Origin of the sequence: Spiroplasma endosymbiont of Apeira syringaria (genome assembly GCF_964020205.1) — a bacterium.
GTDB classification, from domain to species: Bacteria; Bacillota_I; Bacilli_A; order Mycoplasmatales; family VBWQ01; genus Spiroplasma_E; species Spiroplasma_E ixodetis_A.
Genome location: NZ_OZ026543.1, coordinates 259210 through 285372 on the forward strand (window position 1 = coordinate 259210; position 26163 = coordinate 285372).

A 26163-nucleotide genomic window follows, 5' to 3' on the forward strand; every position below is an offset into this window, starting at 1 on the left:
GTCATTTAATTATATTTACTAGAATTAATTAAACATAGTTATTTTTGTAAGTTACACAGATTACTAAACATTTCCTTAAAAGCAATTCTTGCTGGAATATTATTTTTAATTACGCCAGTAATTACATCTACTGATGGTCTTTGTGTTGCTATTACTAAATGAATTCCTGCCGCTCGACCCATTTGTGTAATTAGCATGATTCCTTCTTCAACTTGCTTGCTTGTACCATTAAATCTGCTAATTCATCAATAACAATAATATAATAAGGTAATTTATCAATTTCTTGACTTATTTTTTTATTATAACTTTCAATATCACGATTTCCATTTTTTGAAAATAGTTGGTATCGACGCATCATTTCTAAAATTACTACTTGTAATGCTGCTGGTGTTTTGTTTGCTTCATTAATTACTGGAATAATTAAATGTGGGATATCATTATAAATTGCTAATTCTACTCATTTAGGATCGATTAATATTATTTTTATTTCATGAGGTTTGTATTGTAAGAGCAAAGAAATTAGTAAATCATTAATAAAAACGGATTTTCCTGAACCAGTATTACCAGCAATTAATAAGTGGGGCATTTCTTTTAATGAATGAAAGATGTAATCACCAGTAGTATTTCTACCAATACTAATTAATAATTTTTTATTTTTATATTTTTCGCTTATATTTTCAAATTGTTCTTGCATATTAATTGGAACAATATTTTTATTACTAACTTCAATTCCAATCATTGATTTACCAGCTATTGGTGCTTCGATTCTAATATTATTATTTGCTAAAACTAGTTTTAGTTCTTCTTCTAAGTTAGTAATTTTGTTAATTTTCATTCCTGAAGTGATTGAAACCTCGTATTTTGTTACTGTTGTACCAATAGTAAAATCATTTACTTTTCCTTGAACAGAAAATTCTTTAAATAACTGATTAATTTTTTCTTTATTTTCTAAAGCATATTTTTCATTTTCTTCTTGCTTTTTTATTAGATTATCTGATTTTTTAGTTAATTTTAATGTTGGTAAAATATATTTTTGATTAATTATAGTTTGTTCAGGAAGAAAAAATTTTGTTTTTTCTTGATTGTTATTTTGTTTTTCATTTTGATTAATAATTTTGTTTTGCTCTTTAATTTTTGTTTCATTATTTTCTAATTTTTGATTATTAATTTTGTTATTTTCTTGTAATAATTCCTTATTGGTTTCTATATCAAAGTTTATTTTTTCGTTTTTTACTTTATTGTTTGCTAAATTTTCTTTTGTAAATTGTTTAGTTTCTAATTTAGATTGCTTATTATTGTTTTTTGCTTGTTGTTTATTTATTTTTAGTTCTTTTTTTAGATTATTGATTTTGATAGTATTATTTTGTGCCAAAGTAAGTTTTTTTTGTTTTTCTTTTGCTTTTTCTAATTTATTAATTTTTTGTTCTTTTCGCTTAACTTTAAAATCTAAAATTGTTTCTTTGATATGATTTGAAATAGTGATAAATAAAATTAAGGGACGGTTAAAAAATAATCAACTAAAACAAATAATAATCATTAATATATTTAATATAAAATTAACAAAAAAAGTTGTGTAACCTAAAAATTCTAGTATAGTATTACCAATTAATCCACCAACAAGATAAGAAGGAAAGAAACTATCAATAGTTCAATTATTAAAGGAAATAGGTGATTTGAAAAATCCGTGATAGTTATTAAAAATAGTTGAATTTCATCAAGATTGATAATAATCATTAATTAAATTAATATGAAATTTATTATTAAATCAAATATTATCATAACGACTAATAATAGTAATAGTTTCAATTGTTCAAACGCAGCATATAATAGTAGTAATTATTGCTCAAACAAATGAAGCTTTAAATTTAAAATAATAATTAAAACAAAGTGGAATTAAAGATATATATAATAATATATAAATTAAATATTTGCTTCATCCAAATAAAAAAGAAAATATAAAGTCGTCTAAAAATTTACCAATTGGTAGTAGTCGTAATAAACTAAAAGTTATTAATAACAATAAAATTAGAGTACCTAATAAGATACCAATTTTATTATTATTACTATTTTTAATTTGTTTAATTTTAATATTTTTAAAATCTTTCATAATTTTAAACTCCTAACTTTTCTATTTTAAATTTATTGGTTGAGTGATTGTATAAAAATAATATCATATATAGGGGTGTTTGTTACTACTTACTAACCATTTTAATAAATATTATTATGATGTGAACTATTAGTAATTTTTAATTATTTTTTTAAAAAATATAGAATATATATAAATTAAAATATTATTAATATAAGGAGTAAAAAATGATATTTGAGTAATTTTATTTTGTATGTGTTTAGTAGTGATAATTATATTGACAATTTTTTAAATATTATTAGTACTTTAATTGATTATATGGTTATATATAATAAACAATATCCATAGTTTAAATCTTGAAAAAGAATAAAAAATAAATTAAAAGAGAAAAGTAAAAATTAAAGATTGAAAGTGAATTAAAAAATGTATAATACTGAAATGAATAATAATGATTTAATGTTTATGATTATAGGTTTGCCTATAATAGTTATTATTATAGGAGTTATTATAGTTTGTGTAGTTACTTCAATTGATAGTAGTTCTAGAGTATATGCAGTTAATAATGCAATTGAAAAAGAAATAAAATATTTTTTATTGAATAAAAATGATATAAATTATGTTTTTAAAAATGGTAATTTATATCAACAAATGAAAAATGAGGTAAAGACTGCAATAATAGATTTGAGATATAATAAATATACGTTTAATAAATCATATATTAATAGATCTGAAAATAAGATTAAACAAATACAACGTATTATTAATAAATATTATAAATTAGATAAAAAAAATATTATTGAAATTGATAATGAAGAAGTTACTAATAATATTATTTTACGGACTTCTCCCCACATGTACTTGTGGAGGGAATAATGAAACTGAATGAATTCAACAATGCTTTTCAAACTGAACAGCAATGTCTTGCATATATAGCAAATTTGAAAGAAAACAAATGTATTAGGTGTTTTAATTTTAATTTGAATACTTCTGATTTAAAAAGAATGAGATGTTTAAAATGTAATCAAACATTTAGCATTCTCACAGGCACCATATTTTCAAGGTCACAAACATCTTTAACATCTTGGTTTTATATTATCTTTAGATGAATAAACACCAAACATGGAATTCCATCAACAGATATTGCAAAAGAATTGGGAGTGACTTTGAAAACTGCTTGAAGAATGACTCATAAAATCAGAACACGTATTGCAAAACAAAAACCTCAATTTATTGTTGAAGGTACAGTGCAAATTGATGAAATGTATCTTTCACATATGGGTTTTAAAAAACAAGGAAGATCCTTGGTGAATAAAACCTTGATTGTTGGCATTTATCAAAAAAAACCAATAATTTAATTGTGAAAGTATTGAAAAACGCAAAGAGTAAAAATCTTTTGCAGTTTGCAAAAAACCACATTTCTTCAAAATGTCTTGTATATACTGATTCTTGAAAAGGATATTGCGATTTTAAATCAGTTTTCACTAAGCATGAAACAATTAACCATCAAGATGGCTATGTTTCAAAAATTGGTGTAAATACCAACCAAATTGAATCAGTTTGAAAACATATAAGAAGAACATTTAAAACACATATCAAAGTTGCAAAACATCATGTTCATTTATATGCTAAAGAAGCTGCATATAAATTCAACAAGATACCTAGTTTTGAAACTGTAATTCTATGTTTGATTTAAAAATGTGGGGAGAAGTCCGTAGATAGGCTTTTCTCAGCATTTATGTGATAAAACTAAAATAGTACATAAAGGGAGAAAAGCCTATTTTAATAGAAAACAAAGAAATTGATAATGAATAAAATAAAGTTACCTAAATAACTTTATTAATAATATTATTGGATTAAATAATGACTTTGTTGTATTCTTATTTTATAACTGAGTAAATAATAAAATATTTTATTATTGAATTCATTTTAATTATTATTGTGCTTGGATTTTATATAGCATATTTTATTATATAAGACATTTTAATATGACTATTTAATGAAAAATTATCTATCGGACTTCTCCCCACATGTACTTGTGGAGGGAATAATGAAACTGAATGAATTCAACAATGCTTTTCAAACTGAACAGCAATGTCTTGCATATATAGCAAATTTGAAAGAAAACAAATGTATTAGGTGTTTTAATTTTAATTTGAATACTTCTGATTTAAAAAGAATGAGATGTTTAAAATGTAATCAAACATTTAGCATTCTCACAGGCACCATATTTTCAAGGTCACAAACATCTTTAACATCTTGGTTTTATCTTATCTTTAGATGAATAAACACCAAACATGGAATTCCATCAACAGATATTGCAAAAGAATTGGGAGTGACTTTGAAAACTGCTTGAAGAATGACTCATAAAATCAGAACACGTATTGCAAAACAAAAACCTCAATTTATTGTTGAAGGTACAGTGCAAATTGATGAAATGTATCTTTCACATATGGGTTTTAAAAAACAAGGAAGATCCTTGGTGAATAAAACCTTGATTGTTGGCATTTATCAAAAAAAACCAATAATTTAATTGTGAAAGTATTGAAAAACGCAAAGAGTAAAAATCTTTTGCAGTTTGCAAAAAACCACATTTCTTCAAAATGTCTTGTATATACTGATTCTTGAAAAGGATATTGCGATTTTAAATCAGTTTTCACTAAGCATGAAACAATTAACCATCAAGATGGCTATGTTTCAAAAATTGGTGTAAATACCAACCAAATTGAATCAGTTTGAAAACATATAAGAAGAACATTTAAAACACATATCAAAGTTGCAAAACATCATGTTCATTTATATGCTAAAGAAGCTGCATATAAATTCAACAAGATACCTAGTTTTGAAACTGTAATTCTATGTTTGATTTAAAAATGTGGGGAGAAGTCCGTAGATAGGCTTTTCTCAGCATTTATGTGATAAAATTAAAATAGTACATAAAGGGAGAAAAGCCTTATCTATTTAAATTAGCAGTTATATTAATTTTTATTCAGTGTCGACTTTAATAATTTCAGTTTTTGTTTTTTGTTTAAATAGTGTATTATTAATTTTTATAAAATAGATTTTAATATTATTTCAGAAAGTAAAAATTAAAGTAAATAATAAAACAGTAATAGCTGCTAGCGTCAAGCCAATAGTTAGAAATATAAAAGGATTACTAATTATATTATTAATTAATTGATATAAAGCAAAGACCAAGTTAATTAAAATAATTGTTGGAATAAGGATTAAACATAAATATTTGAAACCTTTATTTCATTTAACTCATGAATATTGATTATTAAATTCTTTTAAACTATCATAACATTTCCAAATAAGGATAACACCAATTAATTCACAAATACCAATAATCATTTGTCAAATACCAGTAACTCATATTGCGAGCCCATCAATTAAAGGACTACTATTATTAAAGCAAAATATTAAACCAAGCATAAAACTACTAATAATCATTATTAATAATGCTTGATAACGTTTAATACCATAACAACTAATTAGAGGATTAACAACGGCTTCAGCTATTGCTATTAATGAAGATATACCAGCAAAAAATACTGATAAAAAGAAAAGGAAAGCTAAAGTGTGACTTAAAAATGGAAGATGTGTTTGCTCAGTAATGATTGCAAAAACTTGTGGAAAAACTTGAAAAATTAAAGTTGGACCCGAAATAAATACTTCATCAATAGTTTTATGCTGATTATATGCAATTGCACCAATTCCTCCAAAAACAGTACATGTTGTTAATAAAGCAACAATAACAGTACCAACCATAATAATTAAACCTTTATTAGTATTACTAGTACCAATTGGCGCATGACTTGAAAAAATAATAATAACACCTGTACAAGTTGAAAGCATAAAGAAGGCTTGTCCAAAAGCATCAGTTCAAATGCTACTAGTTAATATTTTTTCACTATTAAAACTAAACATTGTTTTTAAACCATCTAGAGCACCAGGCAAAGTTAAAACGTAAATCATCATCATTAAAATCATGATAAATAGACTAGGAATAAAAATTTTATTTGCTAAATCAATCCCTTTAACAACGCCACCCAACAAAATAACACCAGTAATAATTCAAACCATAATTAAACTAATTAAAACTCAAATACTAATATTACCCAATTGACTAAAACTTTGTGGTACATCGTTGGAAGTTTGACCAATTAATTTATTTAAGAAAAATCCTTGTTGATTTAAACCAGGAAGAAAAGACATAACTATTTCCAATAATGATCAAGCGACAAGAACACTATAAAATACACCCATTATTCAAACAACTGCAGTTTGTAAAAATCCAAAGAAAGTCCCGGGAGTTTTTGCTAAATCTTTAAAAATTTCAACATTATTTTTAAGATATTTATTACCTAAATTGATTTCAATTAATAAAATTGGTAAAGCACAGACAATTAGTGCAATAAAGAATGGAATTAAAAAGATACCACCATGTTTATTCATTTGATTTGGGAGGCTTTTTAATAATCTGTGTATCTTTGTTTTACAAAGTTACTAATTTAGATTAATTCTGTCTTCAAATTTTATCATAAAATGAGCAATTGCTGTATTTCAATTTTGAATAGGCAATGTTCATTTTTTTGTTATATTTTCAATTGCCAAGTAAAATATTTTGAAAACTGCCATATCATTAGGAAAAACTTTTTTATTTCTGATGATTTTTCGTAATTGACTATTAACAGATTCAATAGCATTTGTAGTATAAATCACTCTTTTGATTTCTACTGGATAACTAATAAAAACCATTAAATTATCTCAATTTTTATATCAAGATTTAGTAATTTGAGGATATTGTTTATTTCATTTACTTTCAAACGATTCTAAAGCTTGCATTGCTTGTTCTTCACTACATGCACTATAAATTGGTTTTAAATCTGCAACTAGACCTTTTCGATGTTTGTATGAAACATATTTTAAACTATTTCTAATTTGATGAACAATGCATAATTGATGTTCTGTTTTAGGATAAACTGATTGTATTGCTTCTGACATGCCTGTTAAATTATCACTACAAGCAATAAGAATATCATTTAAGCCACGATTTTTCATTTCTGTGAAATTAGATAATCAAAACTTAGAACCTTCATTTTCACTAATTCATAATCCTAAAACATCTTTTTTGCCTTCTAAATCAACTCCTAATGCTATATAAACTGATTTGTTAATAATCCGTTTATCTTGTCGTACTTTAACTACTATACAATCAAAATAAACAATAGGATAAATACTTTCTAATGGTCGATTTTGTCATGCTTTAACATCATCAATAACATCATCAGTAATTTGACTAATAACACTTTCGCTAATATCAGCACCATGATATAACTCTTGCAACTGCATTCTAATGTCAGATAATGTCATTCCTTTTGCATACAAGGAAAGAACTTGTTGATCAAAACCATCAAATCTTCTTTGCCTTTTAGGAACTATTACAGGAGTAAAATTACTATTGCGATCTCTTGGTACATCAATTTCAATTTTACCTTGTTGAGTTATTAATTTTTTTGAACTTGTACCATTACGAGCATTTTCAGTAGTACTATGTTGATTTTTTTCATATCCTAAATAATTTTGCATTTCAGAATTCAACATTTTTTCAACTAATCTTTTTGTTAATTCTTTATATAAACCGCCAGGTTTAAAAACTGTTGTTAAATCTTCAGTATTTTCTAGTAATAAATCTACTGCTTTTGATATTGGATCATTATTATTAAAGTTATCTTTTTTAGCCATCTGTAACTCACTCTTTCTAGTCATTTAATTATATTTACTAGAATTAATTAAACATAGTTATTTTTGTAAGTTACACAGATTACTAAACATTTCCTGATTTGGAAATCCCCAAATACTTCCTAATCCTACAGCAGCACCTAGTACTGACATAATAAATCCTCATGTAGTTATGTTTTTTTTCTTTTTGCCTTTCATATAATCAGTCCCTTTATTTTTAGATATTATTATCAATTTTACACAATAGTTATCAAAGTTACAATATATATTAGTAATATATTTTTAATCTTTAGTTAAAAGTTATATTTTTTTAAAACCATTAAAATTCAAATTTAAAAATATCAATGTATAATATTCTTAGTTATGTATATTTGATTTTTGTTTATTAGGAGTAAAATAGATGATAAAGATATTACTTACGTGTTCAGCTGGTATGAGCACTTTAAGACTAGAAGCAAATATGAAAGAGTATATTAAAGAGTTAAATTTAGATTATGAAGTGAAAGCATTAGGTGCTACTGAAGCAAAAGCATCTTTTGCTAAAGGTGAAAAATGGGATGTTGTTTTATTAGGACCACAAGTAAGTTATATGAAAAATGATTTTACTAATATTATTGGAAATGCTGCTCTTAATGTTATTCCAGCAGCAGTTTATGCGATGGTTCAAGGTAAAGAAACGTTAGAATTAGCAATGAGTTTATTAGAAATTAAAAAATAATACTATGAGCATTAAAGAAAAAGAGAAAAGTAGTAATATTGATTTTGAAAAAATTTCACTTGAAATAATTTCTTCTGCTGGAAAAGCAAAATCTTTAGCAATAGAAGCAATTACTCTCGCTAAGGAAGCACAATTTGAAACAGCATTAAAAATGATTGATGAAGCAAATGATAATATTACTAAAGCTTTGCAATCACATATGAGCGTCATTGTTGAAGAAGGTAAAGGTTATCAATTACCTTTTTCAGTATTGTTTATGCATTCTGAAGATCATTTGTTAACAACACAAATGATGATTGAAATTAGTAAAGAATTTATTAATTTATATCAATTTATAAACAGAAAAAAATAAAAATAGTCATTTGCCTATTTTTATTTAAAGTATAAAATTAATCTTTTGGTTTTTTTTCAAAATCTTCTCCATCTTTTTCTAATCCTTTGATTGGACAAAGTAGAGGATAATTTTCTTTACAATAATCACAATGTCATTTTTTCTTTTTGAAAATTTCTTTAAATTTTTTAAACATTATATTTTTTATCTCTTTCTTTTCATTATTTTTTTGTAAGTATATTTTATTATTGTTCAAGTTCTGTTCATGAGCCAGTAGTGTTAGTGACTACTTTTCATCCTGTATTACTATTTTCGAATTTAGTTTTAATTGATTAAAATTCTCAATAATTTTTTCAGATAAAGTATATAAATCTTCGTTTGAAATATAACCTTTTCAACCACTTGCATCTCATTCGGGAAATCTAGAAATAATATTAAAAATTTCAGTTTTATTTTTATTAGTATTTAAAATTTTTTGTCATTCATATCGACTTATTGCAATTTTTAAAGTATCATGTCATAAAAATTTATAATATTTTTCTATTATATTTTTATCGTGATTATTTGGTGAAAATTGTGGTGCTAAAAAAAATAATTCCTTAGGTGCTTCATGATAAGTTACTATAATTCCATACGTATTATATCCACGTATATTAATTAAAGACGAAAAATTATTTATTAACTTTTCAGTTAATTCATATATGCTAATCTTTTCTCATCCATTACCTTGATAAGGAAAAGATGAAGTATCATAGTATATTTTTTCTCTTAATTTTTCAAGGTCATTTAAAGAAAAAAGTTTAAATCAACTATCTAAAGTACTACTATTAATGTATATATACGATATAGCAAGTTCATATTGAAATTCATAGTTAGTAATAATTTTATCTTCACCATCATATTTTATTGGTTCATTATTTAAAATATTTGTAGTTTTAATTTCGGTGCTTAAAATAGAATTTAAGTTTCCTGTGGTTGTTGCAAATGTTAAAAGAATTACTGTTGTTAATAGTTTTTTTCATAATCATCCCCCCTTATTTAGTTTCTTTACTTTATATAAAAATTATTTTAATTATCTGGCTAAAATTTTACTATATTTTAAGTAAAATAAAATATAAAAGATAATAACTCAATTTTAAACATTGGATTTATTTGATACTAAACTTTAAATTTTTTAAGAAATTTATTATAATTTTTTATACTTATAAAAATCAAAAAATAAGTATAGTATTTATATTGTTTTATAATAATTTTAGGCTTTTCTCCCTTTATGTACTATTTTAATTTTATCACATAAATGCTGAGAAAAGCCTATCTACGGACTTCTCCCCACATTTTTAAATCAAACATAGAATTACAGTTTCAAAACTAGGTATCTTGTTGAATTTATATGCATCTTCTTTAGCATATAAATGAACATGATGTTTTGCAACTTTGATATGTGTTTTAAATGTTCTTCTTATATGTTTTCAAACTGATTCAATTTGGTTGGTATTTACACCAATTTTTGAAACATAGCCATCTTGATGGTTAACTGTTTCATGCTTAGTGAAAACTGATTTAAAATCGCAATATCCTTTTCAAGAATCAGTATATACAAGACATTTTGAAGAAATGTGGTTTTTTGCAAACTGCAAAAGATTTTTACTCTTTGCGTTTTTCAATACTTTCACAATTAAATTATTGGTTGTTTTTTGATAAATGCCAACAATCAAGGTTTTATTCACCAAGGATCTTCCTTGTTTTTTAAAACCCATATGTGAAAGATACATTTCATCAATTTGCACTGTACCTTCAACAATAAATTGAGGTTTTTGTTTTGCAATACGTGTTCTGATTTTATGAGTCATTCTTCAAGCAGTTTTCAAAGTCACTCCCAATTCTTTTGCAATATCTGTTGATGGAATTCCATGTTTGGTGTTTATTCATCTAAAGATAAGATAAAACCAAGATGTTAAAGATGTTTGTGACCTTGAAAATATGGTGCCTGTGAGAATGCTAAATGTTTGATTACATTTTAAACATCTCATTCTTTTTAAATCAGAAGTATTCAAATTAAAACTAAAACACCTAATACATTTGTTTTCTTTCAAATTTGCTATATATGCAAGACATTGCTGTTCAGTTTGAAAAGCATTTTTGAATTAATTCAGTTTCATTATTCCCTCCACAAGTACATGTGGGGAGAAGTCCGTAATTTTAATTATATAAAAGTTTTATTATTATTTTATTTAAAATAATATGGTATTGTATATAGAAGTTTTAAAGGAATATAAAGTTATGTTTAAATTAAAAGCACCTTATAAACCAACAGGTGATCAACCCGAAGCAATTAGTAAATTAGTAGTAGCTATTAAAAATAATATTAAATACCAAGTATTATTGGGAGCCACTGGCACGGGTAAAACTTTTACAATGGCCAATGTTATTGCGCAAGTGCAAAAACCAACTTTAATTTTAGTACATAATAAAACATTAGCTATGCAATTATATGGAGAATTGAAAACTTTTTTTCCTGAAAATCGCGTTGAATATTTTGTCTCATATTTTGATTTTTATCAACCTGAGGCATATTTACCAAAAACCGATACTTATATTGATAAAAATTCTAAACAAAATCAAGAAATTGAAATGTTAAGATTAAGTGCTTTAAATGGTTTATCTATTAGTAAAGATGTTATTGTTGTGGCATCGGTAGCAGCAATTTATGGTGAACAAGAACCAACAGCATATAAAGATAACTTTTTTGAATTGAGAAAAGGACAAAAAATTAATAGAAAAGATTTATTATTAAGACTAATTAAAAATGGATATGTACGTAATGATATTACATTAGAACCGGGTAGTTTTAGTGCAAAAGGTGATTTAATAAAGTTAGCTCCATCTTGAAATGATCAATTTTATTTAAGAATTAGTTTATTTGGTGATGAAATTGAAGAAATAGCACGTATTGATACATTAGGTGCTAATGTTTTAGAGCGTTTTCCCTTTATTACAATTTTTCCTGCGCAAAATTATATTACTAGTAAAAATCGTGTTGATCAGGCAATTATTAAAATTACTGAAGAGTTAAAAATAACATTAGCACAACTAAGAAAAAATAATATGTTAGTAGAAGCGCAAAGATTAGAACAAAGAACAGAACATGATCTAGAATCCTTAAAAGAATTTGGTATTTGTAGTGTTATTGAAAATTATTCTCGTCATTTAGAAAATAGAGAAGTGGGTTCAGCACCATATACTTTAATTGATTTTTTTCCAGATGATTTTTTAACAATTATTGATGAATCTCATATGACATTACCGCAAATTAGAGGAATGTATAATACTGATCGTAGCAGAAAAGAAACATTAGTAAAATATGGCTTTCGTTTACCTAGTGCTTTGGATAATCGTCCTTTAAATTTTAATGAATTTTCTAATAAGTTAAAGCAAGTTATTTATACTTCAGCAACTCCTGCTGATTATGAATTAGCATTAATTAAAAATGAAGTTGAGCCTTTTAATGTACCAGTTCAACAAATTATTCGTCCCACAGGTTTATTAGATCCAACAATTGAAATTAAACCAACTAAAAATCAAATGGAAGATATTATTAATCAAATAAAATTACGAACAAAAAATAATGAAAGAGTATTTATTACTACTTTAACAATTAGAATGGCAGAAGAATTATCAAATTTTTTACAAGAACAAAAAATTAAAGTTGCTTATATTCATAATGAATTAAAAACATTAGAACGTACTAAAGTTTTGTTAGATTTAAGAAAAGGTGTTTTTGATGTTATTGTTGGTATTAATTTATTACGTGAAGGATTAGACGTACCAGAAGTTTCATTAATCTGTATTTTGGATGCTGATAAATCTGGTTTTTTACGTAATACTAAATCATTAATCCAAACTATTGGTCGCGCAGCACGAAATGTTAATGGTCATGTTATACTATATGGAGATATTAAGACAGAGGCAATGACACAAGCAATTGAAGAAACGCAAAGAAGAAGAGAAATTCAACTTGCTTATAATAAAAAACATAATATAGTACCAGTTACTGTTAAAAAACCGTTGAGTGAAATCGTAAGTACTAGAGAATTAGATGTTGATTTAAAAATTTTAAATTCAAGTAAAGGTAAAACAAAAATAGCTGCTAAAACAAAGATAATTGCTGATTTAAGAGTTGAAATGTTACAAGCAGCTAAAGATTTAAATTTTGAAAAGGCAGCTTCACTTCGTGATTTAATTTTGAGTATTGAAAGTGAAAAATAAAGGAGTAAAATAAGTTGACCGATAAAGCACAAAAAGGTATTTTGATAAGTCCAAATACTAAAATTAATCCTCATATACCAATAATATTTTTAATAAAAAATTATATTACTAAACCTAAAATTTTTATTGGTGATTATACTTATTATCATGATTTTAATGGTGAGCAAGCAGCTATTGATTTTGAAAATAAAAATATAATTTATCATTTTCCAAATATGATAAATGATGAATTAATTATTGGTAAATTTTGTTCAATTGCACAAGGTGTTTTATTTATAATGAATGGTGGCAATCATAATTATTGTGTAGTTTCAACATTTCCTTTACCATTATTTTATAAATCATTAAATTTATCAGAAGTTACAGAAAAAGATAAATTAGATAAATTTCCGATTAAATCACCAACAGAGATAGAAAATGATGTTTGAATTGGTCATGATGTGGCAATCTTAAGAGGGCTAACTATTGGTAATGGGGCAGTAATTGCAGCTAAAAGTGTAGTTACAAAAAATGTGCCTCCTTATGCTATTGTTGGTGGTAATCCTGCTAAAATTATAAAATATCGTTTTTCTAAAAAAATAGTTCAAAAATTACAAAATATAAAGTGATGAGATTGATCTATTGAAAAGATTATTGAAAATTCAGATTTGTTAAAACAAAATTTTGATAATAAAATATTACAAAAACTTGTAAAAGAAAGTAATAGTTTAAATAAAATAAAGGGTTAATAAAAAATATGAAAAAATATGGTTATTTAACTACTAAAATAGGTTTAATTGAAATCATAGTAGTTGCAGAACAAGTAGTAAAAGTTAGTTTCGTTAATACTCGTCAAGTTGCTAAGGATAGTAGTAATATAGTGGTAGTTAATTGTTTAAAACAACTAGCAATGTATTTTGATAAAAAATTAAGTGATTTTAACTTACCAATAGCTTTAAAAGGAACTCCTTTTCAAGAATTAGTATGGAGTAAAACTTGTACTATTCAATTTGGTACAACTTTAACTTATCAAGAATTAGCGCAAAAAATAGGTTATCCAAAAGCAAGTAGGGCAGTGGGTTCGGCTTTAAGTAAAAATCCATTAGCAATTATTGTTCCTTGTCATCGAGTTGTTAATAAAAATAAGAATATTGTTAATTATCTTTATGGTGCCCATATTAAAAATTTTTTATTAGCACAAGAAAGTAAATAAGGTATAAGATTATTTTTTTATGATTGATTATTTTTTTTTTGATTTTTAAAATTGTTAACAATTTTAACTACATAATTTTTAATATAGTAAACAGGATATCCTGCTAACATAACAGCAATTAAAATTAGTGAATTTCATAATGCTCAAATATTATTATTTTGTGTACCATAATAATACATTGCTAAAAATGATCCAACAATAGCAATTATTGCTCCTAAATAACCAATAATAATGAAAAAATAAAATCAAAAATTATTAAAAATCTTTTGATAGTCTGGATGTTTGCACCTTAAAAAGATAATGACTGAATTAACAATTAATTTTAAAAAACTAATAGCAATAATAAAGTAATTAGTTACTTCATACAATTGATTTCATAAAATATAAATTAAAGCAGCAAATATTAATAGTAGCATAGCAGCTCATGGCATATTAGTTCTTTTAGTTGTTTTTTGAAAAAATTTAAACAAATCTTTTTCTTCACTCATTTTAAAAATTAAACGTGATTGATAAAGTAGAAATGCATTTAGTGAACCAACAAATAATAAAATTGCTAGTCCTGAAAAAATATAAGCTAAAACGCGAGGAATATTAGGATTATTGATAATAGCATAATATCAAACGTTACTAAATCCTTTATTTTCATCTAATCATAAAAGTGGTTCATTAATAGTTAACAAAGCAATTAATAGTATTAAATATAAAAAAATAACGGACTTCTCCCCACATGTACTTGTGGAGGGAATAATGAAACTGAATGAATTCAACAATGCTTTTCAAACTGAACAGCAATGTCTTGCATATATAGCAAATTTGAAAGAAAACAAATGTATTAGGTGTTTTAGTTTTAATTTGAATACTTCTGATTTAAAAAGAATGAGATGTTTAAAATGTAATCAAAAATTTAGCATTCTCACAGGCACCATATTTTCAAGGTCACAAACATCTTTAACATCTTGGTTTTATCTTATCTTTAGATGAATAAACACCAAACATGGAATTCCATCAACAGATATTGCAAAAGAATTGGGAGTGACTTTGAAAACTGCTTGAAGAATGACTCATAAAATCAGAACACGTATTGCAAAACAAAAACCTCAATTTATTGTTGAAGGTACAGTGCAAATTGATGAAATGTATCTTTCACATATGGGTTTTAAAAAACAAGGAAGATCCTTGGTGAATAAAACCTTGATTGTTGGCATTTATCAAAAAACAACCAATAATTTAATTGTGAAAGTATTGAAAAACGCAAAGAGTAAAAATCTTTTGCAGTTTGCAAAAAACCACATTTCTTCAAAATGTCTTGTATATACTGATTCTTGAAAAGGATATTGCGATTTTAAATCAGTTTTCACTAAGCATGAAACAGTTAACCATCAAGATGGCTATGTTTCAAAAATTGGTGTAAATACCAACCAAATTGAATCAGTTTGAAAACATATAAGAAGAACATTTAAAACACATATCAAAGTTGCAAAACATCATGTTCATTTATATGCTAAAGAAGCTGCATATAAATTCAACAAGATACCTAGTTTTGAAACTGTAATTCTATGTTTGATTTAAAAATGTGGGGAGAAGTCCGTAGATAGGCTTTTCTCAGCATTTATGTGATAAAATTAAAATAGTACATAAAGGGATAAAAGCCAAAAATAATTAGTCATGTTGCAATAATTAAAGCTCAAAGTACATTTTTTCTTGGATTTTCTACTTCTTCAGTAACATAAGTTATTGCTTCAATTCCTGAATAGGCAAATAGTGTCATTGTTGTAGCTGGTAATAAAACATAAGTTGCAAGAAAAATTTTTGATAAATCTTTTTGAACTATTTCACTATTAAAACTATCTGTATTTCCATAAATCATAGCAATAAATAAAACAAAAGTAATTGGTAATCCTTTTAAAATTGTAAAAATAATTTGTGTTTTTCCAGAACTATTTTAATAAATATTTGGACTATAGCTAATGCAAATAAAATTAAAATTCCAAATAATTTTATCAACCATTGGTTAGTAATATGAGCTAAAGTACCGATAATATTACCTAATGCTAAAGTAGCAGAAGCAACGGCAGTAGCACTAACCATTAAAACTAAAATCCATCCCAATCAAAACGAACAAGCCATTCAATTTGTTTTTTTTAATCAATAATAAGCACTTCCATTTCCCGGAAAAGAAATAGCAGTTTCTGCTAGTAATAACATTTCTGGCAAAATTAAAATACCGCCTAAAATTCAGGCACATATCATTAAAATCGGATTAAATCCACTTTGAAATGCTACTTGTCCAAATGAAATTAGTACTGATGATCCAACTGTGGCAGAAATTGCCATCATTAATATTACTCAAAACGAATACTTCTTTTTTAATTTCATGTCTTTTTCCTATCTCTATTTTTTTATTTCGTATGTATTGATAAAACTTTTTATTTTATTAATATAAGTTTGATAAGCATTTGGTAAGGTTTCAATATGACCAATATTTTCCAAAAATAAATAATCATAATTTTTATAATGGAGTTTAACTTGATAATTATGAATGACATTAGCCATGAAAAATGGGACAAAATTATCTTTTTTACCGTGAATTAATAAAGTAGGAACTTGAAAACCTGTTTTGCTTTTTTTTGGGTGATTGTCAAAAATCCGGAATAAATTAAATCTATATAGTCTTATTATATTTCAGACAAGAAATAATTTTGATTTTTATGAAATTGTACATTCATCTTACTATTTTTTAAAAGATATTTCAACTAAAATACTTATATTAAATTTTATTAAATGCTAAACTTATTAAATAAACTTAGAGAGGATTTAAAAATGAAAATTAAAGCACTTAAAAAATTACAGTTAATAACTGTATTAATATTTATTTTAACTATTTTAATTATTATTGCAGGATTATTATTACTAGGTTTATTTCATGGAAAAGAAGTAGTAACTATTAAAAGTAATCATTTAGTTAAAAATACAGAACCTTTAATATATGAATATAATGGTTTTACTTTATGAAGTAAATACAGTTGATATTATATATTAACTAATAACAATATTTGCCTTAATAATTTTGGAAGTTATTATATTATTCATAATTCTTATAATTATTCTTTATTATGGTTAAAAATTGCAGTTATTTTTTCTACAATTGTAGTTCAAATTTTTATTTCTATAATTTTGTCATTAACATTCTTAATTATTGGTTTAAAAAGAAAAATAAAAAATAATAATTTTTGAGATGCTATTGCAAATTGTGAAATAATAAGTAATTATTACATTCATTAATTATATTTCTAAATTTATCTTATTACATTTAAAAATAACCATTTTAATATAAATTAAAATATTATATGTTCTATTACCAAGCATTTCTTTTAAAACATGTCAAATATTAGTTTCAGTATAACAACCTTTATTTCATTTTTTACCTTGATTTTCAATACCTTGTTTATTATTTTTAAAATATTTTTTCTTTAATTTTTTATGATTATCTAATTGATTATATAAATAGTCAATTAATTAATCATATTTACCATTATTAATTAAATTTTTACAGTGATTATATTCTTTTAAATATTTTCCTTTATTTCCAGCCATTATTCCAAGATATAATGTTCTAATTAAATGGAATTTATCTAAAACAAACTGTGTACCTAAATAATCAGCAACTTCTTTAATTCATCCTGCACTATCACCACAAATAATAATTTTTGCTTGTTCAATGTTTTCATAAAATTTTTGACAATGTTCTTTAACAAAATCAGCAGTTTTTTTAACTCCAATTTTTGTTTTTGTTGGTCTAATAATTGCTTTTACTCTTTTATTTTGTACTTTGTGATTAATATTATCTGTATATGTTACTATTAATCGCATAGAGTGTTTTGTACCTTTACGTTTAAAATTTCAAAACTTTCGATGTCCATCATCAATTGCTACAAAAATAGGTTGATTTTTTTCTAATTTTACTTTTATTGGATTTGCTTCAATTATTTCTAAATTTTTAAAAACTCTATGAACAGTACTAACACTAATACCTGCTTTTTTACAAATAGCACAAATATCATGATATCTTTTTCCATCAGCAAAATATTCAATAATAGTTTGTTCAATATCTTCACCAATTCTTTTATATTTAGGTAATTATAGTCATTCATCAACTAAACAAACACGAACTCATTTTTGTAATTTTTCATCAAAATATTCATAAATTCTTCTTTTATAAGTTACTAATCCATACATTATTTTTCTTGTTCGATATTGATAATCAACAATTTTATATTTATTTTTATCTCTTGTATTTTTTATTCTTCAATCTCATTTTTCTCATTTTTTTCTTATATGTTCTAAAACTAATTTATCAATTTTTGCACTTTGTTCTCTAAAATTTCATTTATAATTAAAATTCACATTTACTTCTCCTAACTATTTTAAAAAAATCTAAATTTATTGTAAATAATTTAAAAAAATAATTTACTGCATATATTATATAAATATATAAGTGTAATTTTAACTAAAATAAAAAATTATTTAAAAAACCACTTTCATATTTAAAATATAATAAATAATGGCTTTTCTCCCTTTATGTACTATTTTAATTTTATCACATAAATGCTGAGAAAAGCCTATCTACGGACTTCTCCCCACATTTTTAAATCAAACATAGAATTACAGTTTCAAAACTAGGTATCTTGTTGAATTTATATGCAGCTTCTTTAGCATATAAATGAACATGATGTTTTGCAACTTTGATATGTGTTTTAAATGTTCTTCTTATATGTTTTCAAACTGATTCAATTTGGTTGGTATTTACACCAATTTTTGAAACATAGCCATCTTGATGGTTAACTGTTTCATGCTTAGTGAAAACTGATTTAAAATCGCAATATCCTTTTCAAGAATCAGTATATACAAGACATTTTGAAGAAATGTGGTTTTTTGCAAACTGCAAAAGATTTTTACTCTTTGCGTTTTTCAATACTTTCACAATTAAATTATTGGTTGTTTTTTGATAAATGCCAACAATCAAGGTTTTATTCACCAAGGATCTTCCTTGTTTTTTAAAACCCATATGTGAAAGATACATTTCATCAATTTGCACTGTACCTTCAACAATAAATTGAGGTTTTTGTTTTGCAATACGTGTTCTGATTTTATGAGTCATTCTTCAAGCAGTTTTCAAAGTCACTCCCAATTCTTTTGCAATATATGTTGATGGAATTCCATGTTTGGTGTTTATTCATCTAAAGATAAGATAAAACCAAGATGTTAAAGATGTTTGTGACCTTGAAAATATGGTGCCTGTGAGAATGCTAAATGTTTGATTACATTTTAAACATCTCATTCTTTTTAAATCAGAAGTATTCAAATTAAAATTAAAACACCTAATACATTTGTTTTCTTTCAAATTTGCTATATATGCAAGACATTGCTGTTCAGTTTGAAAAGCATTGTTGAATTCATTCAGTTTCATTATTCCCTCCACAAGTACATGTGGGGAGAAGTCCGTAAATTTATTGCATTTTGATAGTGTAATTTAGCAATTTGATTTTTTCTTCTTCCAGCCATTATACCAAGAAATAAAACATGAAAAGCATGGAATTTATCTAAAATAAATTTAGCATTTAAAATTGTAGCAGTTTTTCTAATTCATTTTGCACTATCTCCGCAAACTACTAAATTTGCTTGTTCAAAATTTTCAAAAAATAAATTACCATATTTTTCAATTAATTTTGCAGTTTTTTCAGCACCAATTTCTGTTTTTGATACTCTTATTTGACATGCAGCTCTTTTATTAATTAATTTTCCATTTTTCTTTTTACCAGTACAAAATACTAATAATCTCATAGAACATTTTTTACAATTTTTAGTATTGTGTTTTTCATTAAACTTAAATCGGACTTCTCCCCACATGTACTTGTGGAGGGAATAATGAAACTGAATGAATTCAAAAATGCTTTTCAAACTGAACAGCAATGTCTTGCATATATAGCAAATTTGAAAGAAAACAAATGTATTAGGTGTTTTAATTTTAATTTGAATACTTCTGATTTAAAAAGAATGAGATGTTTAAAATGTAATCAAACATTTAGCATTCTCACAGGCACCATATTTTCAAGGTCACAAACATCTTTAACATCTTGGTTTTATCTTATCTTTAGATGAATAAACACCAAACATGGAATTCCATCAACAGATATTGCAAAAGAATTGGGAGTGACTTTGAAAACTGCTTGAAGAATGACTCATAAAATCAGAACACGTATTGCAAAACAAAAACCTCAATTTATTGTTGAAGGTACAGTGCAAATTGATGGGACGTATTGCAACCTTAGTTAGATTTAATAAGAAATTAAATGAGAGATAAAAGTCTCATTTTTAATTGTTGAACAATTATAATTAATTATTTTATTAAACCAGCACTTTATTAAAGTAATTAATTATTCCATAACTAAATAAAAAATTATTTAGGCTATTGTGCTGGAATTAACCAATAGTAATTTTTGTGTTGCTCTTTGAAAATTTCAGAAATTTTGGTTCCCTTCCCCTAGAACCCCTACCCTCCAAGGCTTTGCTACTTACAGTAGCATAAGCCTTACGTAGTAGTAGTATTAGTTAGTAGTATATAAGCCTTTTATCACTGTAGGTGATAAGGCTTATACGTAGAAAGGATTCATAATGATTAATGTTAATTTAGATATTAAAAATAAAGTAAGAGAAACAACTAAAGGTATGTTATTAGAAATTGGTGAATATGAAACATGATTTCCAATTAAAGATACTATTATTAATCAAAATAATAAAAAAATAACATTAAAAATAATTGAAGATTTTAATTATAAATTAGGTAAAAAATCAATTACAAAAGATATTGAAAGTATTAAAGGTAGTGATATTTTAAAATATATAAAAAATATTTCAGATATTACTACTACTGAAAATGAATTAATATCTTGTGAATTTTATGAACAATATAATGGTTATTATATTTTTAAAAATGATAAAAATCAAGAATGTTTTAAATATAACATTACATGAGAACAAGATATGAAAAGTTTTAAAATAAATAATCCTTATAAAGATAATGATAAGTCAATTAATTATATTGTTATTCCAATGAAAGATATAAATACTCATAATGAAAAAATATTTTATTTAAAGTATTAAAGGAAATTAATATGTTATTAAATGTTGAAAAAATAGAATTAATTAAAAATTTATGTAATAAAAAATTACTTAAAAATAAAAAATATATTGAAATACAAAAAATATTAAAAATTATAGAAAGAGAGAATTAATTATGTTTAATTTAAAAGAAGAAAAAAGAATGTATTTAAAACATGAAATAAAAGTATATGGTTCATGTGATATTTGTCATAAAAATTCATCATTTGCAAATAGAACTTGTAATAAATGTTTTTATAAATTAATGAGTGATAATAATGAAATGTAATATACATAATGAAAAATATATATGAATTAGTGAAATAGATAATAGTTATTATTGTAATAAATGTATAAATGACATGATTGAAGAAGATATGTATTTAACATCAAATAATTGAGATTACTTATATGAATATTATATTAATGAATTACAATTAGAAAATTTTAAAGGAGTGTAATAAAAAATGAAAGATAAAAATTTTCAAGAAATAAAAAATGAATATCAACAATTTTTTCAAGATATTGAAAATGGTAAATATGGTGAAAGAATTAAAGAATTATTTATGAAAGAAGAAAGTAGTGAATAAAAATGGTAGCAGCACCTAAAAAGAAACCAGAAGATTTAATTATTAAACAAATTCATATTAGATTAAATAAAAATGATTATTATGAATTAAAAAAGATGTGTTTAGAAGAAGATATTACAATTAATAGTTTTGTAAAGAATTTAATTAAAAATGCAATTAAACAATCAAAAAAATAATTTAATTTTTAAAAAAGAAACACATCAATATTTTATTCAAAATAAAGAATTAATATCAGTAAGTAAAATACTTGATTATTATTTAGGTAATTCATATTGTAAATGTAATAAATGTAAATATTGTTTTAATATAAATAATGCAAGAATTCGTGGTAATGCAGTTCATAAAGTAGCAGAATTATATTTTAAAAATATAAATATTAAAAATATAAATAATCAAATTAAAAATATTATTAAAGATTTATTTTCACAAAATTATTTAAATTATTGTTATACATTATTAGAATATTTACCAAATAAATTTATTAATAATACTGAATATATTAGTGAAAAAATATTTAATTATGATATTGTTGCTGGAACACCAGATTTAATTTATAAAGAAAATAAGTTAAATATAATAATAGATTTTAAAACTTATAAAGTTTTTTCAAAAGAATTATTAGAAAAATCAAAATTACAAATAATAGCATATTATTGATTATTAAAAAATAATAATTATGAATTATCAAATATACATTTTATATGTTGAGTTAAAGAAAATGAAATTGAATTAATAAAAGTTGAAATAACAAATGAATTATTAATTGAATGAGAAAAAGCAATTTGAACATGAAAGGAATTAAAATAAAATGGCAAATTTAATATTACCTAAAACAATTACACAAAATCAAATTAATGATTTTAAAAAATATTATGAAATTACTAAATTAAATGATAAAAAATTATCCACATTTAATCCACAATCTTTATTAAATACATTAGCAACTATATTTGAATTAAATTTATCAAATAATCCTATTAAAAAAGAATTAGCATTAATACCTTATGGAAATGATTTACAAGTTCAAATTCAAGAAGATGGTTTTTTAACTTTATTACAAAGAAGTAATTGTGTTATTGATTTTCAAAGAGAAATTATTACAAATAAACATATTTATAATGATAAAACAAAACGTTGAGAAATTAATCCAGCAAAAATATTTGAACCAAAAGAAATTATTGGATATTATGGAATGATTTGTATTAAAGATTATTTAGGTAAAAATATTACTTTTATTAAAGGTATGACTAAACAAGAATGTGAAGAACATAGAAAAAAATATAGTAAAGCAAATGGTAATAGTCCTTGAAATACTAGTTTTGATGCTATGGCTTTAAAAACAGTTATTAAAGCAATTATTAGAGATATTAATAAAAATCCAAGTATTAAATTAGAAAATCAAAATTTAATTAATAAAGCATTACAAGTTGACCAATCAGCAATTATTGATGAAGAAATTGTTTATATTGATAATCCAAATACTAATAATTTAATTGAAAATAATACAAATTTTCAACAATTAGAAGAAAATATTAATAAATTAGATAATTATGAATTTAAAAATGAATAAATGTAAATATTGTAATAAAAAAATATTTTTAAATAAATATTGATGTATTAATTGTTTAAAAATATTAGTTATGAATTTAAATAAAAATAAGGAGAAAAAATAATGACTAATTATTTACTTTCAATTGACCCAAGTATTAAAAATACTGGAATAACTTTTTGACAAAATAAAGTACCAATATTAATAAAAAGTTATAGTTTTAATGGAAAAATAGATTTTAGAAAATATATAGTTGAAGATATTGATTATTATATTATGATTGAAAGTTTATATATTTATAACAAAGATATTGAAGATTATATTTATCAAGAAAATAATTATAATTTAGATTTAATTATTGAACGTGGTACTTTTCATAGTAAAAATGGTATTGGTTATGAAACTCAAGAACATTTAAGAGGATTTATTGCTGGACAATTTAATAAATTATTAACAAAAAATATGTTAATTAGTCCAAGTGAATGAAAGAAATATTATTGAATAAAATTAGATTTACCATATCATAAAGAATTAAAAAAAATTAATGAATGAAATAAAAATTTATCATTAGAAATAGCAAATAATTTAATAGAAGAAAATAATTGAAATATAACAATATCAAATCATGATGAAGCAGATAGTTTATTAATTGGTTGATATTATTTAAATAAGGAGAAAAAATAATGGAAATTACTACTGAAGATATTATTAATGAATATAAAAACGAATATAAACAAAAATTAATTGATTATTTAAATTTATGTATTGAAATGGATAATAAAAGATTACAAACTAAACTTTATAATGAAAGTCATATAAAAGGTTCAATAGAACAAACTAATGTAATTTTACAATTAATAAAGAATGGAGTATTTGATTAATGCAAAAGCAAAAATAAGAAAAAGTATTACTTAAATGTATTGTTAAAGATTGTAATAGTAAAGTATTAGTTACTTTAAAAATTGGAAATATTGAAGATAGTGCTGTTCAATTTTTTAATATGTGTTATTTTCATAAAAAACAATTTAAAAATAAAGTAAAAGAAATAAAAAATAAGGAGTAAAAAGTATGATAGAAAATCATAAGTTTTTTAAGCCAAAAAATTGATGTTGTAAAAATGAAGATGGTAATCCAAAAAGAGCAGGTGTTAATAAAGAAAATCGTAGAAGATGAAGATTAAAAATAAAAAAAGAATTAAATAAGGAGTAAATAATGAATTTATGAGACTTTTTAAAATATAGTGATAAATATAATGTTTTTAAAATATATACAAGAAATACAGAAATATATTTTTCATGAAATGGTGGAAGTAGTGAATTAGATGATGACCGTACTTTATTAGGTTATGAATTAGCAGATTGAAAAGTTTTATCATATAAACAATATCCAAATGAAATTAGAGTATTTATTAAATTAGATAATCAAGAAATGTGTGCATATAATCATTTTCCAAAAACAAAAGAAGAAAGATTAAATTATAATTAGGAGTAAATAATAATGTTTTGATATGATTGAATTATATTTATAGTAAATACTATTATTAGTTCCATTATAGGTAATATTTTAGGTGAATTAATTATTAGATGATGATATAAAAAAAATAAGGAGTAAATAATGACTAAAGAAATTGAAGAAAAAATTATAGAATTTACTAATGAAATAAGTAATAAATTAGATACTAATGAACAAGAAGTATTAAGTAAAATTATAAATAATTATATAAATTTAAGTCAAACTTTAAATCAAATAACAAAGCAACATAAGGAAAAACATAAATAATGACATTTTGATATTGATTTACACATTGATTTTATTTAAGTAGATGAGAATTAATGAATGTACCAATATGATATGAAATAGTTGCTAGTTTAATAATATTTGGAGTAATTGGTTTAATTTTAGGAATTATTGGTATTGGATATTTAATTTATGAAAAAATAACTAATTAAATTATACATATTTAGTAAATATTTATGATATAAAAAATATAAACTTAATATAAGTTTATAACTCATTACTTTATTTTAAAGTAAATGAGTTTTTTTTAAAAAAAGAAAAAAAAGAAAGGTGATTAAATTATGTGAAAAAAAGATGAAAAATATAAAAAATTTAATGATAAAGCTAAAGAACAAAAAAAAGAAGATATGAAGAGATATAATGATTTTCAACAAGAAAGAAAAAAAGAAGAAGAAAAAATAAAAGAAAATCTAAAAAGAGCCGAAAAAGAAGCAAGAGCCAAGGAAGAACGCGAACGAAGAGACCGTGAACGAAGAGAAAAAGAAGCAAGAGCCAAAGAAGAACGTGAACGAAGAGACCGTGAACGAAGAAAAGTAGAAGAACAAAAAGCTCATGAAAAAGCATGAGAACGTGAACAAAAAGAACGAGAAAGAAGAGAACAACAAAGAATGGAATTACAAAAAAAAGAAGAAGATAGAAAATTTAAAAAAGAAATCGAAGAACAAATTAAAGAAATGGAAAAATTAAAACTAAATTCAAATAAAAATAAATCAACTTGGTTGTAAAGATTTAAT

At 23.5% G+C, this 26163-nt stretch carries 38 protein-coding genes and 1 pseudogene; 26 read left to right on the plus strand and 13 right to left on the minus strand.

Translation table 4 applies throughout. From position 1 onward, the window contains the following. Positions 1-38: 38 nt before the first annotated feature. A pseudogene (locus tag AACL02_RS01595) lies at positions 39-2107 on the minus strand (DNA translocase FtsK). Positions 2108-2509: 402 nt separating this feature from the next. Between AACL02_RS01595 and AACL02_RS01600 the strand changes: the two are divergent. Genes AACL02_RS01600 through AACL02_RS01610 form a run of 3 tightly spaced genes read left to right on the plus strand, consistent with a single transcriptional unit; the run spans position 2510 to position 3779 of the window. Continuing rightward, positions 2510-2959, plus strand: a complete 450-nt coding sequence (locus AACL02_RS01600; protein WP_339042392.1) for a hypothetical protein — start codon at positions 2510-2512, stop codon at positions 2957-2959. Beyond that, positions 2959-3441 carry a hypothetical protein gene (locus tag AACL02_RS01605; RefSeq protein WP_339042394.1) on the plus strand — a complete coding sequence of 161 codons (483 nt, stop codon included), beginning with the start codon at positions 2959-2961 and terminating at the stop codon, positions 3439-3441. Before AACL02_RS01600 ends, AACL02_RS01605 begins: the two co-directional genes overlap by 1 nt. 2 nt (positions 3442-3443) lie before the next feature. Next, a complete protein-coding gene (locus AACL02_RS01610; RefSeq protein ID WP_339042396.1) occupies positions 3444-3779 on the plus strand; it encodes a transposase in 336 nt (111 codons plus the stop codon). Between the two features lie 256 nt (positions 3780-4035). On the opposite strand, the gene AACL02_RS01615 is transcribed toward AACL02_RS01610, so the two are convergent. Further along, entirely contained in the window at positions 4036-4188 is a 153-nt protein-coding gene (locus AACL02_RS01615) for a hypothetical protein (RefSeq protein ID WP_339042398.1), read from the minus strand. Here AACL02_RS01615 and AACL02_RS01620 point away from each other — a divergent pair. Next, positions 4134-4616: a hypothetical protein gene (locus tag AACL02_RS01620; protein WP_339042400.1), complete on the plus strand. Its 483-nt coding sequence runs from the start codon at positions 4134-4136 to the stop codon at positions 4614-4616. The genes AACL02_RS01615 and AACL02_RS01620 overlap by 55 nt on opposite strands. A gap of 2 nt (positions 4617-4618) precedes the next feature. Further along, a complete protein-coding gene (locus tag AACL02_RS01625) occupies positions 4619-4954 on the plus strand; it encodes a transposase (protein WP_339042396.1) in 336 nt (111 codons plus the stop codon). Between the two features lie 114 nt (positions 4955-5068). Here the strand turns inward: AACL02_RS01625 and AACL02_RS01630 are convergent, their stop codons facing one another. After that, positions 5069-6541 carry a sodium-dependent transporter gene (locus tag AACL02_RS01630; RefSeq protein WP_339042402.1) on the minus strand — a complete coding sequence of 491 codons (1473 nt, stop codon included), beginning with the start codon at positions 6539-6541 and terminating at the stop codon, positions 5069-5071. A 51-nt stretch (positions 6542-6592) separates the two neighbouring features. Further along, complete coding sequence (locus tag AACL02_RS01635) at positions 6593-7831, minus strand: IS256 family transposase (protein ID WP_281749630.1); 1239 nt, start codon at positions 7829-7831, stop codon at positions 6593-6595. Between the two features lie 397 nt (positions 7832-8228). On the opposite strand from AACL02_RS01635, the gene AACL02_RS01640 reads away from it, so the two are divergent. Then, positions 8229-8546, plus strand: a complete 318-nt coding sequence (locus AACL02_RS01640) for a PTS sugar transporter subunit IIB (RefSeq protein WP_252320477.1) — start codon at positions 8229-8231, stop codon at positions 8544-8546. 4 nt (positions 8547-8550) lie between these two features. After that, a complete protein-coding gene (locus AACL02_RS01645; protein ID WP_281749073.1) occupies positions 8551-8898 on the plus strand; it encodes a PTS lactose/cellobiose transporter subunit IIA in 348 nt (115 codons plus the stop codon). Positions 8899-8935: 37 nt separating this feature from the next. Here AACL02_RS01645 and AACL02_RS01650 read toward each other — a convergent pair whose 3' ends face one another. Beyond that, a complete protein-coding gene (locus AACL02_RS01650) occupies positions 8936-9133 on the minus strand; it encodes a hypothetical protein (RefSeq protein ID WP_339042407.1) in 198 nt (65 codons plus the stop codon). Positions 9134-10214: 1081 nt separating this feature from the next. Next, positions 10215-10970 carry an IS1595 family transposase gene (locus tag AACL02_RS01655; protein WP_339042409.1) on the minus strand — a complete coding sequence of 252 codons (756 nt, stop codon included), beginning with the start codon at positions 10968-10970 and terminating at the stop codon, positions 10215-10217. Between the two features lie 187 nt (positions 10971-11157). Between AACL02_RS01655 and uvrB the strand changes: the two genes are divergently transcribed. The 3 genes from uvrB to AACL02_RS01670 are packed head-to-tail and all read left to right on the plus strand — an operon-like array spanning position 11158 to position 14335. Next, positions 11158-13143, plus strand: coding sequence for an excinuclease ABC subunit UvrB (gene uvrB / locus AACL02_RS01660; RefSeq protein WP_422397834.1), 1986 nt, complete (start codon positions 11158-11160; stop codon positions 13141-13143). Between the two features lie 14 nt (positions 13144-13157). Further along, positions 13158-13871 carry a CatB-related O-acetyltransferase gene (locus AACL02_RS01665; protein ID WP_339042413.1) on the plus strand — a complete coding sequence of 238 codons (714 nt, stop codon included), beginning with the start codon at positions 13158-13160 and terminating at the stop codon, positions 13869-13871. Positions 13872-13879: 8 nt separating this feature from the next. Beyond that, complete coding sequence (locus tag AACL02_RS01670; protein WP_174481403.1) at positions 13880-14335, plus strand: methylated-DNA--[protein]-cysteine S-methyltransferase; 456 nt, start codon at positions 13880-13882, stop codon at positions 14333-14335. 17 nt (positions 14336-14352) lie between these two features. Here AACL02_RS01670 and AACL02_RS01675 read toward each other — a convergent pair whose 3' ends face one another. After that, a complete protein-coding gene (locus AACL02_RS01675; protein WP_339042415.1) occupies positions 14353-15015 on the minus strand; it encodes a hypothetical protein in 663 nt (220 codons plus the stop codon). Positions 15016-15088: 73 nt separating this feature from the next. Here AACL02_RS01675 and AACL02_RS01680 point away from each other — a divergent pair, with 73 nt between their 5' ends. Next, complete coding sequence (locus AACL02_RS01680) at positions 15089-15904, plus strand: IS1595 family transposase (RefSeq protein ID WP_339043489.1); 816 nt, start codon at positions 15089-15091, stop codon at positions 15902-15904. 40 nt (positions 15905-15944) lie between these two features. Here the strand turns inward: AACL02_RS01680 and AACL02_RS01685 are convergent, their stop codons facing one another. Next, positions 15945-16256: an amino acid permease gene (locus AACL02_RS01685; RefSeq protein WP_339043491.1), complete on the minus strand. Its 312-nt coding sequence runs from the start codon at positions 16254-16256 to the stop codon at positions 15945-15947. Next, complete coding sequence (locus AACL02_RS01690; protein ID WP_339042417.1) at positions 16238-16711, minus strand: amino acid permease; 474 nt, start codon at positions 16709-16711, stop codon at positions 16238-16240. The genes AACL02_RS01685 and AACL02_RS01690 overlap by 19 nt, the downstream gene beginning before the upstream one ends. A 444-nt stretch (positions 16712-17155) precedes the next feature. Between AACL02_RS01690 and AACL02_RS01695 the strand changes: the two genes are divergently transcribed. Continuing rightward, a complete protein-coding gene (locus tag AACL02_RS01695; RefSeq protein ID WP_339042419.1) occupies positions 17156-17617 on the plus strand; it encodes a hypothetical protein in 462 nt (153 codons plus the stop codon). Between the two features lie 234 nt (positions 17618-17851). Here AACL02_RS01695 and AACL02_RS01700 read toward each other — a convergent pair whose 3' ends face one another. From AACL02_RS01700 to AACL02_RS01715, 4 genes are all read right to left on the minus strand, one after another. Next, positions 17852-18205, minus strand: a complete 354-nt coding sequence (locus AACL02_RS01700) for a UPF0236 family transposase-like protein (protein ID WP_339042421.1) — start codon at positions 18203-18205, stop codon at positions 17852-17854. A gap of 267 nt (positions 18206-18472) precedes the next feature. Then, positions 18473-18739 (minus strand): hypothetical protein, encoded by a 267-nt coding sequence (locus AACL02_RS01705; protein ID WP_339042423.1) that lies wholly within the window; start codon positions 18737-18739, stop codon positions 18473-18475. A 241-nt stretch (positions 18740-18980) separates the two neighbouring features. Continuing rightward, entirely contained in the window at positions 18981-19673 is a 693-nt protein-coding gene (locus tag AACL02_RS01710) for an IS1595 family transposase (RefSeq protein ID WP_339043493.1), read from the minus strand. Between the two features lie 128 nt (positions 19674-19801). Continuing rightward, positions 19802-20242 carry a hypothetical protein gene (locus AACL02_RS01715; RefSeq protein WP_339042425.1) on the minus strand — a complete coding sequence of 147 codons (441 nt, stop codon included), beginning with the start codon at positions 20240-20242 and terminating at the stop codon, positions 19802-19804. A gap of 18 nt (positions 20243-20260) precedes the next feature. On the opposite strand from AACL02_RS01715, the gene AACL02_RS01720 reads away from it, so the two are divergent. From AACL02_RS01720 to AACL02_RS01785, 14 genes are all read left to right on the plus strand, one after another. Continuing rightward, on the plus strand, positions 20261-20668 hold the full coding sequence (locus tag AACL02_RS01720; protein ID WP_339042427.1) for a hypothetical protein: 408 nt from the start codon (positions 20261-20263) through the stop codon (positions 20666-20668). Between the two features lie 339 nt (positions 20669-21007). After that, positions 21008-21496 (plus strand): hypothetical protein, encoded by a 489-nt coding sequence (locus tag AACL02_RS01725; RefSeq protein ID WP_339042429.1) that lies wholly within the window; start codon positions 21008-21010, stop codon positions 21494-21496. Between the two features lie 133 nt (positions 21497-21629). Continuing rightward, positions 21630-21782, plus strand: coding sequence for a hypothetical protein (locus AACL02_RS01730; RefSeq protein ID WP_339042431.1), 153 nt, complete (start codon positions 21630-21632; stop codon positions 21780-21782). Continuing rightward, positions 21772-21954 (plus strand): hypothetical protein, encoded by a 183-nt coding sequence (locus AACL02_RS01735; protein WP_281748642.1) that lies wholly within the window; start codon positions 21772-21774, stop codon positions 21952-21954. Before AACL02_RS01730 ends, AACL02_RS01735 begins: the two co-directional genes overlap by 11 nt. 6 nt (positions 21955-21960) lie before the next feature. Further along, positions 21961-22083: a hypothetical protein gene (locus AACL02_RS01740; protein ID WP_339042433.1), complete on the plus strand. Its 123-nt coding sequence runs from the start codon at positions 21961-21963 to the stop codon at positions 22081-22083. A 2-nt stretch (positions 22084-22085) separates the two neighbouring features. Further along, entirely contained in the window at positions 22086-22259 is a 174-nt protein-coding gene (locus tag AACL02_RS01745; RefSeq protein WP_339042435.1) for a hypothetical protein, read from the plus strand. Beyond that, positions 22234-22890 (plus strand): PD-(D/E)XK nuclease family protein, encoded by a 657-nt coding sequence (locus tag AACL02_RS01750; protein ID WP_339042437.1) that lies wholly within the window; start codon positions 22234-22236, stop codon positions 22888-22890. Before AACL02_RS01745 ends, AACL02_RS01750 begins: the two co-directional genes overlap by 26 nt. Position 22891: 1 nt before the next feature. Beyond that, a complete protein-coding gene (locus AACL02_RS01755) occupies positions 22892-23653 on the plus strand; it encodes a recombinase RecT (protein ID WP_339042439.1) in 762 nt (253 codons plus the stop codon). A 102-nt stretch (positions 23654-23755) separates the two neighbouring features. Then, entirely contained in the window at positions 23756-24316 is a 561-nt protein-coding gene (locus tag AACL02_RS01760; protein ID WP_339042441.1) for a hypothetical protein, read from the plus strand. After that, on the plus strand, positions 24316-24513 hold the full coding sequence (locus tag AACL02_RS01765) for a hypothetical protein (RefSeq protein ID WP_338978656.1): 198 nt from the start codon (positions 24316-24318) through the stop codon (positions 24511-24513). Before AACL02_RS01760 ends, AACL02_RS01765 begins: the two co-directional genes overlap by 1 nt. A 187-nt stretch (positions 24514-24700) precedes the next feature. Next, complete coding sequence (locus AACL02_RS01770) at positions 24701-24841, plus strand: hypothetical protein (protein WP_338978652.1); 141 nt, start codon at positions 24701-24703, stop codon at positions 24839-24841. A gap of 3 nt (positions 24842-24844) precedes the next feature. Beyond that, complete coding sequence (locus AACL02_RS01775) at positions 24845-25117, plus strand: hypothetical protein (protein ID WP_338978648.1); 273 nt, start codon at positions 24845-24847, stop codon at positions 25115-25117. Positions 25118-25246: 129 nt separating this feature from the next. Beyond that, complete coding sequence (locus tag AACL02_RS01780; protein WP_338978645.1) at positions 25247-25411, plus strand: hypothetical protein; 165 nt, start codon at positions 25247-25249, stop codon at positions 25409-25411. A gap of 299 nt (positions 25412-25710) precedes the next feature. Then, entirely contained in the window at positions 25711-26154 is a 444-nt protein-coding gene (locus AACL02_RS01785) for a hypothetical protein (protein ID WP_338978641.1), read from the plus strand. Positions 26155-26163: the final 9 nt, after the last annotated feature.